This is a genomic window from Ensifer sp. 1H6 (genome assembly GCF_001976035.1).
Lineage (GTDB): Bacteria > Pseudomonadota > Alphaproteobacteria > Rhizobiales > Rhizobiaceae > Ensifer > Ensifer canadensis.
Window position 1 is genome coordinate 1 of sequence record NZ_MOAI01000044.1, and the last position, 17,841, is coordinate 17,841.

Below are 17,841 nucleotides of genomic sequence, written 5' to 3' on the forward strand. Positions count from 1 at the left end.
AAACAGTGACGATCGTGATCACCGGCACGAATGACGCACCGGTGATCACCTCTGCTGTGCAGAGCGGTTCGGTGACGGAGATCGCCGACGGTGCTGCGGGCGAGAATGCGACAACGCATGCACAGAACGGCGCGGTGACCTTCGCCGACGTCGATACGCTCGACACGCACAGCGCCGGCTTCGTAGCGCAAGGCGGCAGCTACCTCGGCACTTTCGCGCTCGGCGCGCTGAACCAGGCGGGCGACTCGGTCGGCTGGAACTTCCAGGTCGCCGACGGCGTGCTGGACTCGCTGCAGGCCGGCCAGACGCTGACGCAGAAGTACGACGTGACCGTCGATGACGGCCATGGCGGCACGGCAGTGCAGACGGTGACGATCGTGATCACCGGCACGAACGACGTTCCGGTAATCACCTCTGCGGTGCAGAGCGGTGCGGTGACGGAGATCGCCGACAATGCAGCGGGCGAGAATGCGACAACGCATGCACAGAACGGCGCGGTGACCTTTGCCGACGTCGACACGCTCGACACCCATAGCGCTTCCTTCACCGCACAGGGCGGCGGCTATCTGGGCTCCTTCTCACTCGGCGCGCTGAACCAGGCGAGCGACTCGGTCGGCTGGACCTTCCAGGTTGCAGACAGCGTGCTGGACTCGCTGAATGCAGGCGAGACGCTGACGCAGAAGTACGACGTGACCGTCGATGACGGCCATGGCGGCACGGCGACGCAGACGGTTACCATCACGATCACCGGCACCAACGACGGTGTCAGCGTGAATGGGCTGTCGTCGAGCACCGAAGTGACGATGTACGAGAAAAATCTCCCGGACGGTTCGTCGCCGGATGCCGCGGCACTGACGCAGACCGGCAGCTTCTCGGTGACGACGCCGGACGGGCTTGCCGGGCTGACAGTGAACGGCACTGCGGTGGTGACGGCTGGCGTGTTCACAGCCAACCAGACGGTGGACACGGCGCTCGGGCTGCTGACGATCACCGGCTACACACCGACCACGGTCAACGGCGTGGTGACCGGTGCGACCTTCACCTACAGCTATCTGCTGCAGGACAACAGCACGGGGCACACTTCGGCCGGTCCCGATGGCGGCGTGTTCGACAACTTCACCGTGGCGGTGACGGACGAGGACGGCTCGACCAACAGCGCCGTGCTCAATGTCGAGATCATCGACGACGTTGCGACGGCAGTTGCGGATCTGGATAGTGTGGCAGCCAGTGATTTCACACCCGCCACGGGCAATGTGATCACCGGAGCCGGCACAACGAATGCTGGGGCGGATGCGCTTGGTGCGGATGGAGCCGCTGTGGTTGGCGTCGCCGCCGGCAACAGCGGTGCGTATTTGGATAGCCCTCTGACGCTCAACACTCAGATCGATGGCCTTTACGGCAAGCTGACCCTAGGTGCGAATGGCGGTTACACCTATGTACGCAATCTAGGCTCGGCCGGCGGCGTAGATGACGTGTTCACCTATACGGTGAAAGACAGCGATGGCGACCTGTCGTACACGACGCTGACGGTCAGCATTGGCGATGGGACGCCGACGGTGTCGATCCCAGGTGCGGGCTCCGCAGGCACCGTCGTCTATGAGAAGGGCCTGCCAACGCGCGGGCTCGAATCGGCCGGAACAGGCGAGGCAGCGGACGGCAATGCCGGCAACAATTCCGACACGTCGGAGACAACGGGCGGTACGATCAGCTTCGCGTCGAAGGATGGCGTCTCGACGATCACGCTGGGCGGCCATGCACTGACGACGTCGCCGCAGACTTTCGTCGATGCGACGGGCGCGCTGACCGCACATTACACCTACAATACGGTCACCGGGGCCGGGTCGGTAGTCTACAGCTACACGCTGCTGGACAACACGTCGGGCAATAACACATCCGCGAACTTTGCGGTCGTGGTGACCGATGCTGACGGCGACGCTGCGCCGGCGGGCAATTTGGTGATCTCGATTGTCGACGACGCGTCTGTACTGGGCCAGTTCATGTCGGCGATCATCCCCAATCAGGTAGGCTCGGTGACGGGGACATTTGCCCTGCAGCCGGGAGCTGATGGCATCGCGAACTTCAATATTGCCGGCCTAACGGCGGTCCCGGGCCTGACCTATCAACCGCTTTCGACAACGACCGTCAATGGTGTCACGACAACCAGATTGACGGCAACCGCAGCCGATCCGGACGGAGCGGGTCCTCAGCAGGCCCCAACTGTCTTCACGCTGGATGTGCGCAGCGATGGAACATATGCTTTCAACCTTGTTAGTCCCAATGCGGGCACCAGCACGACTTATTCAACGCAAAGCTTGCCGTCCGGCGGCCCGAACTGGCGTGAAACGTCCGACGGGCAAATTGAATTCTCGAGCCCCGACGGTATCAACTCCAATCAGAACGGTTTTGGCGTCAGCAATACATTCGTCGGCGCGGGCGAAGCGTTCACCATGGAATTCCACAACGTTGGGGGGGTGCCGAACTTCAATGATGCGCCAAGCACAAACGCGAACTTCGTGGATGCGGTGACGCTGACCGTGAACTCGGTGAATGGAAGCGGTGGAACGTATAATTGGGTTGCCACCAACACCTCGACAGGTCAAACCGCCAGTGGCTCGATATCGATCACGTCCACTGGCAGCTTCCTCATCGACCCAGTGATCAGCTTCAATACGCTGCAGGTCACCGGAGGCAGTGTGGGCGGACAAGGAGCACAGTTCTCGGCCGCGACCTTCACCAAGAACGTCTTGCCGCAGGACCAGCACCTTGATTTCACGATTTCCGCAGTGGATGGCGATGGTGATGTAACATCATCAAGCCCGCTCTCCATCGATGTCGAGGCGTCGAATGGAGCCGGTAACTTCCCGTCGCTGACAGGCGGGGCTGGCAACGACACCATTGCCGGCAGCACGAAGCTGGACACCATCAACGGCGCGGGCGGTAAGGACATCGCCGACTATACCGACAGCACCGGAGCAGTGTTCGTCAATCTTGACGAGAGCGGTAATGCCTCGTCGGTTGCGACCGCCGGCAACCGTCCGGAGGGGTCGATTGGTGGTGGTGACGCGGCGGGTGATACGCTGACGAGCATCGAGGGCTTGATCGGCGGCTCCGACAACGACTTTCTACACGGCAACTCGGCAGCCAACTATCTTGCAGGCGGTACCGGAAATGACTCACTCTATGGAGAGGGTGGTGCGGATGCTCTCTACGGCGGCGGCGGCAACGACACGCTCTACGGTGGCACGGGTTCAGACACCATGACTGGCGGCGCGGGCGGCGATACCTTCGTGATTGGCTCCGACTCCGTGCAGCTTAGCATCGACGACGTCATAACCGACTACAACTACGGCGAGGGCGACACCGTCGACCTGTCCGACCTTCTGGGCAACCTACCATCGGGAACGAACCTCGACGGCAATTTTGTCCAGGTCGTGCAGGATGGCCAGAATGCCAACCTGCAGGTCGACACGGACGGCAGTGCCGGCAATGCTTCGGGTTGGCACACGGTCGCCGTACTGGAAGATTTCCAGGTGTCGACCGAGGTGGTGAAGGTCCTGTTCAACGAAAACGGTGCGCCGAAGACACAAGACGTTCCTTAAACGCAAAGTCGATCTCGACAGCTCCGCGGTTCTCGGCAATCATCCGGGAACCGCATATTCCAGGGGGGAATCTTTTTCATGATCAGAAGCATACTGGCGGGCGCGATCGTCGCTCTAATGCCCTTTTCAGGTTTCGCGGCCGATCTCATCGTCGACTATGCACCGGTTGCCAGACAGTGCACCGAGCTTAGCCAATCCTCGCTGACAGTCGAGGAGAACGTCGCCACGTTGACGAAGGAGGTCGTGTCGCGCATGGACGAGGCGATCGCTGTTGCCGATGATCCGCGCTGGATTTTCTCGACGCGCCCCGCTTTCGTTTGGGCGTCCGAGACCAAGGTCGCTTGTGGCAAGGCCTACGGTTACCTTCGAGCCAATTGGCGCGACGAGGACTATCTCGCCAAGTGCGACTGCTTCCACGCAAAAATGCGGCGCTTCATGAACTGAAACAGGCGGTTTGATCGACAATGTCTCGCGCTGTCATTTCATCAGCAACGTGTGTGTCGCCTCGTCGGCAATGGCTAACCCTTTGCATGTTCGCGCTCGGCGTGCTTGCCGGCTGCCAGGGCACCCCCACCCCTCAAGACGTGCTCGACGTGGAATCACCGCAGGCGATGCATGCCCGGCGCGCGGCCGAACATGCGGCGAAACCGCAGGAAACCTTCGGCAGCGGCGCGACCCGGATCGCGCTCATCACGGCCCTCATGTCGCCGACCGGAGAAACGGTGCGCGAACGTGACATCCGGGATGGCGCGTCGCTCGCCGTGGATGAGGTTGGCGGTGGCCAGCTCTCGCTGCTGGTCGAGAATACCGACGGCTCACCACAGCAGATCCAGGACGCGGCGAAACGGCTCGCCGGCCAGAACGTCGCGCTTGTTGCCGTTTCCGTTGCTGAAGTGCCGGTCAGCACCTTCCGCCAGGGCCTCGGCAATGCTCGCGCGCCACTGCTGGTGTTACGCGACAACGGCGCCGAGCGGCCGACAGGCACCTTCGCCTTCGTATCCGACCGCATCGACAGCGCCGTCGAGGGCGCGTCATACGCGGTGGCTTCCGGCCATAAGCGGCTTGTCGTGCTTTTGCCGAGCGATGTCTCTGCCGCCGAGCGGCAAAGGCTCGAGCGCGAGCTTGCCGGCTATGGCATCAAGCCGGTCCTCGTTGCTGTGACAGGCGCGACCGCGTTTTCCGCCGACGCGGCCACCAAGGCCAAGCTAAAGGACGTCGATGCAGTGATCCTGGTCGGTGCTGGAGACTCCGACGTCGGCGCGCTGTCGCAACTCAAGGCCAACGGTTATCTGAAACCGAACGCGATGGTCGTTGGAAGCTCCGGCTGGAGCGCGGCCGCATACAAGCGCCCAGAGCTTTCCGGAAGTCATCTCTGTCTCTTCGGTCCGGAGAACGGTTCGCGGATGACGTCGCGCTATCTCGACCGCTACGAGCGTGCTGCCAGCCCCGACGCGGCCTATGGCTTCGACATCATTGCGCTTGCAGCCGGTCTCGTCCGTACCCAGGGCGAAGACGCCATCAACCAGGAGAACATCCGTTCCCCGAACGGCTTCATCGGCGCAGCGGCGGCATTCCGCTTCGAAAAGAACGGCACCGTGCGGCGGACCTGCGCAATTCATCAAGTTACAGGCGGAAGCGTGAAGCTTCTGGATCCGGCCCCACGGTCGTTCTGAGCCGGGCGGTTGAGCTCTGTGCAAGCCCTGAGATCGACAACGAAAGGTTCGCCCACGGGAGAAGGCCTCGCGCATCGATCTTGGAGGAGCCGGCGCCGACAGGCACTATGCTGCCAGAAGCTGATTGCGCTGAGACATGTACGACCCAGCCGAATTCAAGATTTGAGTGAAGTCGTTTGCGCTAAGCGCCCAATAGCGATGCGGAAATGATTTCCGCTTTGCAAGTAATGCATCGCCGCTGTACCGTAAAGCTTGGCAAGCGTAGTGTTCAACCTATCGCGCGAGCCAACGTCCGGGCGTCGTTTCAACCCGATGAATAAGTAGCCGCCGATCATGGAACTTATCGTCGCTCTTGGCCTGATCGTCTTCAAGGTCGCATTTCTGATTGCGATCCTGCTACTGCTGCCCTTGCCGCTGACCTGGGTGGAGCGCAAGGTCGCCGGTCACATCCAGCAGCGTATGGGGCCAATGCGCGTGGGTTGGCACGGGCTGCTGCAGCCGCTGGCGGACGGTATCAAGCTGTTAACCAAAGAGGACCATATCCCGGCCGAGGCCGATCGCTTCCTCTTCAAATTGGCGCCGATCCTGGCGCTTGCCCCACCCTTCGTGGTGTTCGTCGCGATCCCCTTCGGCGAAACCGTCTCGGTCCTCGGCACCGAAATTACGCTCTACGTCTCCAACATGAATGTGGCGCTGCTTTTCGTTTTCGCGGTGATCGGGATCGAGGTCTACGGCGTCATCTTCGGCGGCTGGGCCGCCAACAGCAAATATGCTGTCCTGGGCAGTCTCAGGACCTGCGCGCAGATGATCAGCTACGAGATCCCGATGGGGTTCGCGGTCATCGGCGTGGTCATGCTGGCGCAATCCATGAGCCTGCTCGAGATCGTGCGGGCGCAAGCCGATGTCTGGAACATCGTCTACCAACCCGTCGGCTTCTTCGTGTTCTTCGTCGCCGGGCTGGCCGAAGCGCAGCGCATTCCCTTCGACCTGGCGGAAGCGGAAGGCGATCTGGGGGCCGGGTTCCACACGGAGTACAGCGGCATCCGCTTTGCATTCTTCATGGTCAGCGAATACGCCATTGTGTTGCTGGTGTCGGTGCTGGTGGTGATCCTGTTCTTCGGCGGTTGGAACGGCGTGCTGCTACCCTTGCCGCCGCTTCTCTGGTTTGTGCTCAAGGTCGCCTTCTTCATCTATGTATTCATATGGTTCCGCTTCACTTTCCCACGCTATCGCTACGACCAGCTGATGGCCATCGGATGGAAAGTCTTGCTTCCTCTGTCGATGGCGAACATAATTATAACCGGTGTTCTTTTGGGAGCCGCAGGGGCTCCGTAGCGGGGCGGCGATGTCGCACGCAGGAGACAGAGTTGGAACATGGATCGGTTGGGTGTTCTTCGCCGATCTAGCGAAAGCTTTGGCTCTGACATTCGGCTACATGTTCTCCAAATCCGTGACCATGCAGTATCCGGACAAGGAAAAATGGTTGCCTTATTCGCGTTACCGCGGGCACCATTTCCTGAAGCGCGACGACCAGGGCGAGATCAAATGCGTGGCCTGCGAACTCTGCGCGCGGATCTGTCCCTGCTACTGCATCGAAGTCGTTCCCTACGAAGACGAGAAGGGCAACCGTCGGCCGGCAAAATTTGAGATCGACACGGCCCGATGCCTATTCTGCGGGTTATGCGAGGACGCTTGCCCAGCGGACGCGATCGCGCTTGGCCAGCAATACGAATTCTCGAGTTTTTCCTCGCGTGACCTGGTGATCGGGCGTGACGATCTGCTTGCCAAGCCGGGCAAGGCGACGACCGGCGGCGGTGTGGTCGCGGCGCACCTGAACACCGACGGGGACGTTCTGGTCGAGACGAGCGAACTGCAGGGGTACAACTGGTGGCGGAATATCCGGCAAACGTGAGTGCGCGTCCGTCGCCAAGCCGGAGCGCGCAGACAGGAGGCTCAGATGCATGTCTGCCAAATTTTGAAAACCAAGTCTCCCAACCTAATCTCGGTTACGCCGGATCAGACGATGGAAGAAGTCCTGCGGCTGTTTCGAGCGAACAATATCGGCTTCGTGGTCGTCAGCCGTTCGCCCGGGGAATGCCTGGGCACGCTGTCAGAACGGGACTGTTGCAATGCAGTGGCTGAATACGGAAACGGGGCGCCCACGATGCGTGTCGCCGATATCATGAACCGCAATGTGGCGACGTGCTCGACAGAGGATCTGCTGCCCTTTGTGATGGCGATCATGACCAATTGGCGCACGCGCCATGTGTTGGTCATGGAAGGCGGCGCGCCTGTCGGCGTGGTGAGCATCGGCGACGTGGTCAAGCACCGGCTCGAAGAAGCGCTGCGCAATGAACAGGCGATGCACGAGTACATTGCCGGCACCGCCTATCACTGAGGGCGCAAACCGGGAGCGGGAATTAGGGTGGACTGCCCGGAAGCTCGGCAATGCCTCGGCCGGGATTTTCAGTTGCTGCCCCGGCTCCCGCCGCCGCATCGAAGGCGGCGCGCACCTTTTCAACCTCCACCGGACAAGGGTATTCGCCCTGCCGCATCAGGCTGTTGAGACGCAGGTCTCGGTAGTTTTCCGGCACGAACACGAGCCCGCTGGGAAAGTGCCTGTTGATCTTGAGCTGCGCTCTCAGTTCGCCCTGGGCGGATCGAACGACCACGTGATCGCCATCCGCAAGACCAAGCTGAGCGGCATCGCGCTCGCTCATCTCGACATATGGGTCGGCAGCAACCGTATTCAGGATCGCGGAGCGTTCAGAAAGATATCCGTTGTGGAACAGGCAGTTGCCGGTAATCAGCATGAGCCGGTCGCCGGCAATCGGAATGGTAGGCGGCGCCGCGAGGAACTCATCAGCCGGCGGTGTCGGCACCGATCGGGTAAATGCTCCGTCAATGCCAAGCCCGTTCAGCGTCAGCCCCTGATAGGCCGGTACCAGTTGGGTCATCTCGTCGAAGATTTCGGCTTGCGTTGACGACCGTAACTGCTGATTTCGAAGCGCCGCGACGAAGTCGAGGATCGCCAGATTGCCCCGCGTCTCGGAGGCGGCTTCGCGGAACTTGCAGACTTTCTGGGTCCGGCCCTCATTGCTGGTGAAGGTACCGGATTCTTCGCCGTAACTCGCTGCTGGCAGCACCACATCGGCCAGGCCCACCGTGTCGGTGAGGAATGCGTCCTGTACGATCAGGAGATCAGCGGCGCCAAGCGCTCGCGTGACGCGTTTCCGGTCCGGATAGCTCATCACTGGGTCGCTTCCAACAATATAGAGCGCGCCCATCCGCCCGCCGTCGCAGAGCTCAAGCATGGTCCCAAAATCTGCGCCCGGCTCAGACGGGATCGCGGCGCCCCAGGCCCGCTCAAGAGTTGCGCGCGCAGGAACATCGGTGACGGCACGTAGTCCTGGTAGCGCTGCCGGCAGAACCCCCATGTCCCAGGCGCCCAACTGGTTAGCACGGTCGAACAGGAATTGCATCGCCAAGTCCTTGCCAAGGGCACGAAGAAGCCGCAGCAGCTTGTTGATCTGTTGTAATGCTGCGCGCGCACGCGGAGATCTCAGGAGGTCAACGCTGACAAGAACGGTGACGCTGCCGCTGTCCAGCAGCGCAGCAGCGACGCGGTCCGGCCCGTCACCATCGGTCGCTCCCAACCTGCCGGCTGGCGCGCCGATATCCACTGCAGCATCGCCCGGCAAGACCCGACCGGCCGCCGCAACGAGACCGTCCACCACCGCGGCAAGGCCCGCCGCCTCACCGCCAGGAGGAACGCGAACGACCGCCCGGGCATCGGCGTCCAGACGGGATGGCCGCGCCGAGAGCATGAGCAAGTCGGTCTGCCGTCGCCGCGCGCCGTCCCGCAGCAGATATTCGGTGACCGGGTTTTCCTCGGTCACGTTGCCACCGACGACCAGCACGCAATCGTTGCCGATCACGTCCTGCAATGGCGCCCGTGTGTAGAAACCCGCCAGCAATGGGCCAAGCGCATCGGAAGGTGTGGCCCAACGCGACCCGCAGTCTATGTTGTTGGTCCGGAACACCGTCCGCATCACTTTCTGGAACTGGTAAAGAACCTCGTTGGGAAGGCGCGGCGAGGCTAGGCCGCCCGCGACCTTTCCCTCGACGGCAGAGAACCGCCGTTGCAGATAGTCCCCCGCTTCTTCCCAGGAAACCGGGACGAGGGCGCCATCACGACGGACCATCGGCCGTTTGATCCGGTCCCGGCTCCCGACGAAGTCGAGGCCGAAGCGCCCCCGCACGCAAAGGGTCTCGCGGTTGACCCCATATTCCTGCTTCGAGCGGACCCGCATGAACTCGCCCTTGCGCGTGCCGACGGTCAGCTGGCAGCCAGTGCCGCAATGCGGGCAGATCGTGTCGGTCTCCGCCAGATCCCAGGGCCGCGCCTTGTAGCGATAGGGAAAGCTCATCAGCGCGCCGACCGGACAGACCTCGACGCAATTGCCGCATTGATCGCAACTCGCGAGGCTGCCTTCGAAGCCGGTCACGGCGGTATCCATGCCTTTTTCGATCGTGCCCAAGGCGACGGCGCCGACCACTTCCTCGCACATCCGGACGCAACGCTGGCACTGAATGCAGCGGTTGACGTTCATGATGATGACCGGACTGAGGCGGATGTCCTTGGAGTGAAACACACGTTTGGCATCGCGGAACCGGCTTTCGCGGGGCCCGTACGCCATCACCAGGTCCTGAAGCTCGCACTCGCCGCCCTTGTCGCAGATCGGGCAATCGAGGGGATGGTTGGCCAGCAGCATGTCGAGCATCGAAGAGCGTGTTTCCTCGATCAGCGGCGTGTTTGCCCGCACCACCATGCCGTCTGTGACCGCGGTCGCGCATGCGGGTTGCAGCCGCCGCTGCCCTTCGATCTCCACCAGGCACATGCGGCAGGAGGCCAGCGCCGGCAGCCGCTTCAGGTAGCAGAAGGTCGGGATGTCGATCCCCAAACGCTCGGCGGCCTGCAGCACGGTCGAGCCTGCCTCCACTTCCAGCGTTTGTTCGTCTATCGTGATACTAACCATTGCCTTCCTGCGGCCTTCTATTTGCGCTCCTCAGTGAAACGGGCACCTGCCCGCTTCGATATGGGCGACGAATTCATGCTCGAAATGCGTCAGCGCCGCCCGCAGCCCCATGGCCGCACCATCGCCCAGAGCACAGAACGTGTTGCCGAAAATGCCCTTGCAGAGTGCCTGCAGTTGTTCGAGATCGCCCGGCGCCCCCTGCCCCGCCTCGACCCGGCGCAGCACTTTCACAACCCAGTTGAGCCCTTCGCGGCACGGGGTGCACTTGCCACAGGACTCATGGTGGAAGAATTCGATGATGCGGGTGGCGACCTTGACCATGCAGGTCGAGTCGTCGATTACGATGACCCCGGCCGAACCGAGCATTGAGCCGGCAGCCGCCAGCGAGTCGAAATCCATCCCAACGTCGAGCCCATGCTCCGGGATCACTGGCGCCGAGACGCCGCCTGGGATCACCGCCTTGATTTTGCGTCCAGGCAGCGGCCCGCCGGCGCGGTCCTCGACCAGTTCGCGCAGTGGTATGCCCATCGGCAGCTCGTAAAGGCCCGGTTTCCGAACCTGGCCGCTGAGGCAGTAGAGCTTCGGGCCGGGACTTTTGTCCGGGCCGATGCTGCGGAACCAGTTCGGCCCTCGCGCCACGATATGCGGAACGCAGGCCAATGTTTCGACGTTGTTGATGACGGTCGGGCTGGCGTAGAGGCCTTCGACCGCCGGAAACGGCGGTTTCAAGCGCGGCTGCGCCCGCTTGCCTTCTAGCGAGTCGAGCATCGCTGTCTCCTCGCCGCAGATATAGGCACCGGCACCGCAATGGATATGCACGGCGAAATTGAAATGCGAGCCGAGAATCCGTTTTCCCAGATATCCCTTCGCATGCGCCTCGGCGAGCGCCTGCTCGAGCCGCCGGATCGCCAGCGCGTATTCCCCGCGGATGTAGACATAGGCGGTTTCAGCCCCGATCGCGTAACCGCCGATAGCCATCCCCTCGATCAACTGGTGCGGATCACGCTCCATGATGATCCGATCCTTGAAGGTGCCCGGCTCGCCCTCATCAGCGTTGCAGCACAGGTATTTCGGCTTGCCGACGCGCTTCGGCACGAAGCTCCATTTCATTCCGGTTGGGAATCCGGCCCCGCCGCGACCGCGCAGGTTGGATTCTTTGACAAGATCGATGATCTCGTCGGGCGTGTGCTCACGAAGCGCCTTCGCCAGCGCTTGGTAGCCACCGCCGGCCTCGTAAGTCGCGAGCTGATGGCCATCCGGCACGCCCACATTCCTGAGAAGGACGGGTTCCATCATGACACTACTCTCCCGGCGGGGCTGTGGTGGCGGGATCGGCGCCGATCGCCTGCCCCGCCATCGCCCGCAGCCGTTCCAACAGCGCGTCGATCCGCGCAATGTCGAGGCCGCCGCAATAGTCGTCGCCGACCTGCATCACCGGGGCCATCTCGCAAGCACCGAGGCATTCGACGGTCGAGAGCGTGAATAGCCCATCCAGGGTCGTGCCGTCCTTTTTGATCCCCAGCACCGCCTCCAGGTGCCTCAGCAAATCCTCGGATCCACGCAGCATGCAGGAGACATTGTCGCAGAGTTGCAAGTGGAACATCCCCACCGGCTCGGTCCGGAAGAGCGTGTAGAACGTCGCCAGCTCGTAGACCCAGATCCGCTCGACGCCGAGGATGTCGGCGACCTCTTCCAACACGGGGCCTGGCAGATGGCCATGCTCCTTTTGCGCGATCAGAAGCGCGGGCATGATCGCCGAGCGCTGGTTCGGATAGCGCGCCGCCGCCACTTCGATTTTTTCGCGCATGTTCATCGCGTCCAAATCTCCCGTTACTTGTCCACCTCGGCCATCACCGGGTCGAGGCTGCCCAGAACGGCGATCATGTCGGCCAGGTAGTGCGCATTGCTCGTCCCGAACAGGCCCTGGAGGTTGACGAACGACGGTGCCCGCACCTTCATGCGGAACGGTTTTTCCGACCCGTCGCTGATGATGTAAAACCCGAGTTCACCCTTTGGCGCCTCGATCGCCGAATAGACCTCGCCCTTCGGCACCTTGAAGCCATACGCCGAAAGGTCGAAGTGCTGGATCAGTGCCTCCATCGAGCAATGCACCTTGTCCTTGTCTACGGGGAAAGCGACCGTCGGCATGTCGATCTGGAACGGCCCCTCGGGCATCTGCTCGAGGCATTGTTCGATGATGCGCATACTCTCACGCATTTCCTCGACCCGGCATTGCCAGCGTGCATAGCAATCGCCCTCTTCGCGGGTGATAACGTTGAAGTCGAGACGGTCGTAGATCTCGTAAGGTTCGTCGCGGCGGATGTCCCAGTCGACGCCGGAGGCGCGCAGGTTCGGGCCGCTCAGGCCCAAATCGATGCCGTCTTCGGCGGTGATCACGCCGATTCCCTGCGTTCGCTTCAGGAACACCCGGTTGTTCTCGATCAGCCGTTCATAGTCGCGAATCCGGTTCGGGAAGATGTCGCAGAACTCCCTGATCTTGGGGAAAAAACCGTCGGGCAGGTCCTCGCGCACACCGCCGACCCGGCAGAAGGAGGTATGCATCCGCGCGCCGCTGATCATCTCCAGCAGGTCCATGATCATTTCGCGCTCGCGCATGGCGTAGAGCAACGCGGTCATTGCCCCCAGATCCAGCGGCAGTGCGCCGGTGATCAGGAGATGACCGGAGATCCGCGCCAGTTCGGCCATCAGCACGCGGATATACTGCGCGCGGATCGGCGCTTTGATGCCCAGGAGCTTCTCCACCGCGAGCGCGAAGGCCAGGTTGTTCGACGGCGGGCAGACATAGTCGAGCCGATCGGTCAGCGGAAAAATCTGGGTGTAGGTGAAGCTCTCGGCCAGTTTTTCCGTGCCGCGGTGGAGGTAGCCGATATGCGGGTCCACGCGAGCGACATATTCGCCGTCCAGCTCAAGGACGAGCCGCAGCACCCCGTGCGTGCTGGGATGTTGTGGGCCGAGATTGAGGAGCACCTCCTTGGTGTCGAGCGCCTCGCCTTCCGGCCTGCTCAGTTCCGTGACTTCGGTCATCTCAAATTCCCGACGTGGAGCGGCCTCCCTTATGGAATGTCCTTGGTCGCGAGGTCGGGCTGTGTCGGCGGCGGGCCTTCGGCGCCAAACGGGTTCAGCTCGTCCTTGTAGCCCCGGAGCGGAAAGTCCTTGCGCTGAGGGAAGCCCTCGAACCCTTCCCACATGTAGATCCGCCGCAAGTCGGGGTGGCCCTCGAACCTTATCCCGTACATGTCCCAGGCTTCGCGCTCATGCCAATTGGCGGTCCGCCAGACGCCCGTCACCGACGGGACCCGCGGCGGATCGTCGAGGCGGCATTTGATGCGTACGCGCCATTTGTTCGGCAGCGAATAGAGGTGGTACACGGCCTCGTAGCGCGGCAACTCGGGGTAATGATCGACCCCGCAAATGTCCGACAGGAAATTGAACCGCAGCGCCGGGTGTTCCTTCAGAAACCGGCAAAGCTCGACGATCATATCGGGCGGAGCGGCGAAGGCGTGAACGCCATGCGCGAAGCCAAGATCGTCGATTGCGTTGCCGAAGCGCTCCTTGATCAGGATGAGATCGAGGGGTGTCTCCACGCTCATGGCACCGCGATCCGGTCCAGAGGCGTCCCGGCCAGCGCTCGGGATTTCTTGATCTTCTCCTGAAGTAGGAGGATGCCATGCATCAGCGCCTCGGGCCGTGGCGGGCAGCCGGGAACATGCACGTCCACTGGCACGAAGGTCTCCGCTCCCTGCACCACGGCGTATGTGTTGTAGACCCCGCCCGAGATTGCGCAGGTGCCCATTGCGATAACCCAGCGTGGTTCCGGCATCTGATCATAGAGCCGGCGTACGACGGGCGCGAATTTCCGGGTTATGGTACCGGCGATAATCATCACGTCGGACTGGCGCGGTGATGGCCGGAACACCACGCCGAACCGGTCGAGATCATAGCGGGCGCAACCCGCCGAAATCATCTCGATGGCGCAGCAGGCAATACCGAAGGTCTCGGGCCACAGCGCCGATTTTCGGCTCCAGTTGATAACGCTCTCGGCGGTGGTGAACAGCACGCTGTCGCGGATCGCATTGTTTACGCCTCCCATTCCAGCGCTCCCTTCAGCCAGGCGTAGGCGAAGCCCACAAGAAGCAGCACTATGAAGACGAACATCTCGACATAGCCGACCAGTCCGATGTCTTTCAGCACGACGGCCCAGGGAAAGAGGAACATCGTTTCGACATCGAAGACGACCAACAGGATTGCGAGAACAAAGAACTGCACCCGGAAGCGGCCTCCGGCGGCCTCGCCTGCCGGGTCCATGCCGCATTCATAGGGCATGTTCTTCGCGGGATAAGGATTGGACGGACGCAGCAGCGAAGAGACAAACAGCGTCGCCCCCGCCACCAGAACAACTCCGGCGACCATGATAAGAACCGGGAGGAACTCCATCGCAGTCATATCGCGTTGCCCCGTTCACCCGCCGAGGGCTTTCCTCAGGCCGCGACCGACCCAATTCGGGACCGGTAATGCGTCGCCCAGGGAAGGGACTTGGGCTATCCTTTCTTGAACTTCCAGTTTATTCCGCCGGGCGGATCATTGCAAATCCAATCAATTAGCCCCCCAAAACCGAATGCTGGGCAAGCCTCAGAAACCACGCCGGGAATAGGCCGATGCCGATGGTGCCGACGGCGGTGAAGGCGAGCGTGACGCGGACCAAGGGCGTCAGTGCCGGCTCGAACGGCCGTTCCGGCTCCCGCATGTAGATCACCATGACGATGCGGATGTAAAAGTAGGCGGCGACGGCGCTCAGCAGCACTGCGATCACCGCCAGCATGACGAAACCGCGCTCAACGAGCGCGACCAGGACGTAGAACTTGGCGAAGAAACCGGCCGTCGGCGGAATGCCGGCCAGCGAGAACAGATAGAGCAGCATCAGAAGCGCCAATCCGGGGCGCGACTTGGCGAAACCCGCGTAGTCTTCGATGATCTCGCCCGAGCAATCGCCGTTCCGCATCATGATGACGGTGGCGAAAATGCCGAGATTCATGAAAGAGTAGATCAACAGGTAGAGCATTACGCTGGCGACCCCGTCGGCGCCGCCAGCCACCACACCGAAAATGGCGAACCCGGCATGGGCGATGCTCGAATAGGCCAGCAGTCGCTTGAAATTATCCTGCACCAGCGCCACGAAACTGCCGAGCGCCATCGTCACCACAGCAAGGACTGCGAGGATAATCCAAACGTCCGAGGTCGCGACCAGCGGATTGAGGAACACCCGCAGGATCACCGCGAACCCCGCCGCCTTGGGGCCCACCGACATGAAGGCCGTGATCGTCGTCGGTGCGCCTTCATAGACGTCCGGGATCCACATGTGAAAAGGCACCGCGCCGACCTTGAAGACCAGCCCCGCGACGATGAAGACAACAGCCAGCAGCAATCCGGGATCGAGCGGATCGCCGGTCACCGCCGCAGCCATCGCGTCCAATTGTGTGGTGCCGGTGAGCCCATAGACCAGTGAAACGCCGTACAGGAAAATCCCGGTCGAGACCGAGCCAAGAATCACGTATTTCAGCGCCGCTTCGTTCGACCGCTGTTCTCGTCTCAGAAAGCCAGTCAGCACATAGGTGCAGATCGCCATCAGTTCGACGCCGACATAGACCGACAGGAGGTCGGTCGCCGAGGCCATGATCATCATTCCTGAAAGCGCAAGAAGCAGCAGGACATAGTATTCGCTGCTGCCGATCCCTTCGGTCTCGGCATATCGCCGTGAAAGGAAAAATGTCAGAACGGTGGCTAGGTAAAACACGAACTTGAAGAAGACCGCGAAGCGGTCAGCGATGAACATGCCCGCATAGGCCGGCTGCGCCTCGCCGGCGAACATGAGTGTTACAGAGGCGGCAATCAGCACGACCGCCACGGAAGCCCAGACAAGGACAGGGGCCTGCCCCTTCCGCAGAAACTGTCCCAGGATCAGCAGGATGCAGGCCCCCGTGATGACCACGATCTCGGGCAGGCTCGCCAGCACCGACAGGAAGAGCGCGGCGGCGGTCATTGGCCGCTCCCCTTGCCGTGCACCTGCATCAGCAGATGCTTCGCGGAGGCATCGATAATGTTGAGAAAGGGTTTCGGATAGAGCCCGACCCAAAGCACGAAGGCGGCCAAGGGCAGGATTGCGACCATCTCGCGGGCATTCACATCGCGTATGCTGAACCGGGCGCCGACGCTGGCCGGGCCAAGCGCGACTTTCCTGTACATGCCAAGCAGATAGGCCGCGCCCAGCAATGCGCCCAAAACAGCGGTCGCGCCGACGGCCAAGTCGGCCGCAAACCCGCCGGACAGCACGAGCAACTCCCCCACGAACGAATTCGTTCCCGGCAGCGCCATCGCCGACAGGACGAACAACGCAAGAAACGCGGTATAGACCGGCGCCGCCTTCATCAACCCGCCATACTCCGCCATGCTGCGCGTGTGTGTCCGCTCGTAGATCAGGCCGACGAACAGGAACAACGCTCCCGTCGTTACGCCATGATTGAACATTTGCAGGATGCCGCCCTCAAGCCCGCGCAGGTTCAGCGCAAAAATCCCTAACGTCACGAAGCCCATGTGGCTGATGCTCGAATAGGCCACCAGCTTCTTCAGGTCGTCCTGCGCCAGCGCAAGCAACCCGCCATAGACGATCGCAAGCGCCGAAAGTGCCATCATCAGCGTCGAATAGTGCACTGACGCTTCAGGCAGCATCGGCAGCGAGAACCGCAGGAATCCGTACGCACCCATTTTCAGGAGCACGCCCGCCAGGATGATGCTGCCCGCCGTCGGCGCCTGCACATGGGCATCCGGCAGCCAGGTATGGACCGGAACCATGGGGACCTTGACCGCGAAGGCGATCAGGAAGGCGAAAAACAGCCAGGACTGGACCTGGAACGGCAAATCCTGCGCTGTCAGGGCGAGGATGTCGAAGGTCTTGCCGCCGTGGAAATAGAGCACGATGACACCGATCAGGAATAGGAGGCTTCCCGCCAGCGTGTAGAGGAAGAACTTGAACGCTGCATAGACCCGGCCTTCGCCCCCCCAGACGCCGATGATCAGGTACATCGGGATCAGCATCGCCTCCCAGAAGACGTAGAACAAGAACAGGTCGAGCGCGCAGAACACGCCCAGCATCAACGCCTGCATGACCAGCAGGCTGACCATGAACTCCTTCACCTTGCGGTCGATCGCGGCCCAGGAGGCAAGCACGCAGATCCAGCCCAACAGCGCAGTCAGGAACACGAAGAGCGCACTTATTCCGTCGATGCCGAGCGCATATGTGATCCCAAGCGCGGGCACCCAAGGGTGCCTCTCGATGAACTGCATCTCATGGGTAGTGGTGTCAAAGCTGGCCAACATGGCCAAGCAGAGAGCGAGGTCGAGGATGGTGACACCGAGTGCTGTCCACCGCACCGCATCGTCACGGCGCAGAAACATCAGAACCGCTGCACCGGCGACGGGCGTGAATACGATGAGACTGAGTAGCGGGAATCCCAT

At 61.8% G+C, this 17,841-nt stretch carries 15 protein-coding genes; 6 read left to right on the plus strand and 9 right to left on the minus strand.

The window, feature by feature from the left end; all coding sequences use genetic code 11:
• Positions 1 to 14 precede the first annotated feature (14 nt).
• The 6 genes from BKP54_RS31615 (at position 15) to BKP54_RS31645 (ending at position 7,670) form a co-directional block, all read left to right on the plus strand.
• Complete coding sequence (locus tag BKP54_RS31615; RefSeq protein ID WP_210190578.1) at positions 15 to 3,599, plus strand: VCBS domain-containing protein; 3,585 nt, start codon at positions 15 to 17, stop codon at positions 3,597 to 3,599.
• A gap of 78 nt (positions 3,600 to 3,677) precedes the next feature.
• Complete coding sequence (locus tag BKP54_RS31620) at positions 3,678 to 4,043, plus strand: hypothetical protein (RefSeq protein ID WP_057217293.1); 366 nt, start codon at positions 3,678 to 3,680, stop codon at positions 4,041 to 4,043.
• 86 nt (positions 4,044 to 4,129) lie between these two features.
• Positions 4,130 to 5,272: an ABC transporter substrate-binding protein gene (locus tag BKP54_RS31625; protein ID WP_158071740.1), complete on the plus strand. Its 1,143-nt coding sequence runs from the start codon at positions 4,130 to 4,132 to the stop codon at positions 5,270 to 5,272.
• A 333-nt stretch (positions 5,273 to 5,605) separates the two neighbouring features.
• Positions 5,606 to 6,607, plus strand: a complete 1,002-nt coding sequence (nuoH, locus tag BKP54_RS31635; protein ID WP_084815454.1) for an NADH-quinone oxidoreductase subunit NuoH — start codon at positions 5,606 to 5,608, stop codon at positions 6,605 to 6,607.
• A 10-nt stretch (positions 6,608 to 6,617) separates the two neighbouring features.
• Positions 6,618 to 7,184 carry an NADH-quinone oxidoreductase subunit I gene (locus BKP54_RS31640; RefSeq protein WP_057217297.1) on the plus strand — a complete coding sequence of 189 codons (567 nt, stop codon included), beginning with the start codon at positions 6,618 to 6,620 and terminating at the stop codon, positions 7,182 to 7,184.
• 45 nt (positions 7,185 to 7,229) lie between these two features.
• Positions 7,230 to 7,670, plus strand: a complete 441-nt coding sequence (locus BKP54_RS31645) for a CBS domain-containing protein (RefSeq protein WP_057217299.1) — start codon at positions 7,230 to 7,232, stop codon at positions 7,668 to 7,670.
• 22 nt (positions 7,671 to 7,692) lie between these two features.
• Here BKP54_RS31645 and nuoG read toward each other — a convergent pair whose 3' ends face one another.
• The 9 genes from nuoG to BKP54_RS31690 form a co-directional block, all read right to left on the minus strand.
• Positions 7,693 to 10,311, minus strand: coding sequence for an NADH-quinone oxidoreductase subunit NuoG (nuoG, locus tag BKP54_RS31650; protein ID WP_084815455.1), 2,619 nt, complete (start codon positions 10,309 to 10,311; stop codon positions 7,693 to 7,695).
• Between the two features lie 30 nt (positions 10,312 to 10,341).
• A complete protein-coding gene (gene nuoF, locus BKP54_RS31655; RefSeq protein ID WP_084815456.1) occupies positions 10,342 to 11,607 on the minus strand; it encodes an NADH-quinone oxidoreductase subunit NuoF in 1,266 nt (421 codons plus the stop codon).
• A 4-nt stretch (positions 11,608 to 11,611) separates the two neighbouring features.
• Positions 11,612 to 12,124: an NADH-quinone oxidoreductase subunit NuoE gene (nuoE, locus tag BKP54_RS31660; RefSeq protein ID WP_057208365.1), complete on the minus strand. Its 513-nt coding sequence runs from the start codon at positions 12,122 to 12,124 to the stop codon at positions 11,612 to 11,614.
• A 17-nt stretch (positions 12,125 to 12,141) separates the two neighbouring features.
• Positions 12,142 to 13,356 (minus strand): NADH dehydrogenase (quinone) subunit D, encoded by a 1,215-nt coding sequence (gene nuoD / locus BKP54_RS31665; RefSeq protein ID WP_057208367.1) that lies wholly within the window; start codon positions 13,354 to 13,356, stop codon positions 12,142 to 12,144.
• 29 nt (positions 13,357 to 13,385) lie between these two features.
• Positions 13,386 to 13,922 (minus strand): NADH-quinone oxidoreductase subunit C, encoded by a 537-nt coding sequence (locus tag BKP54_RS31670; protein WP_084815457.1) that lies wholly within the window; start codon positions 13,920 to 13,922, stop codon positions 13,386 to 13,388.
• Entirely contained in the window at positions 13,919 to 14,422 is a 504-nt protein-coding gene (locus BKP54_RS31675) for an NADH-quinone oxidoreductase subunit B (RefSeq protein ID WP_025431448.1), read from the minus strand. Before BKP54_RS31675 ends, BKP54_RS31670 begins: the two co-directional genes overlap by 4 nt.
• Positions 14,410 to 14,775, minus strand: a complete 366-nt coding sequence (locus BKP54_RS31680; protein WP_084815458.1) for an NADH-quinone oxidoreductase subunit A — start codon at positions 14,773 to 14,775, stop codon at positions 14,410 to 14,412. The genes BKP54_RS31675 and BKP54_RS31680 overlap by 13 nt, the downstream gene beginning before the upstream one ends.
• Before the next feature lie 154 nt (positions 14,776 to 14,929).
• A complete protein-coding gene (locus BKP54_RS31685) occupies positions 14,930 to 16,369 on the minus strand; it encodes an NADH-quinone oxidoreductase subunit N (protein ID WP_084815459.1) in 1,440 nt (479 codons plus the stop codon).
• Entirely contained in the window at positions 16,366 to 17,841 is a 1,476-nt protein-coding gene (locus tag BKP54_RS31690; protein ID WP_084815460.1) for an NADH-quinone oxidoreductase subunit M, read from the minus strand. The genes BKP54_RS31685 and BKP54_RS31690 overlap by 4 nt, the downstream gene beginning before the upstream one ends.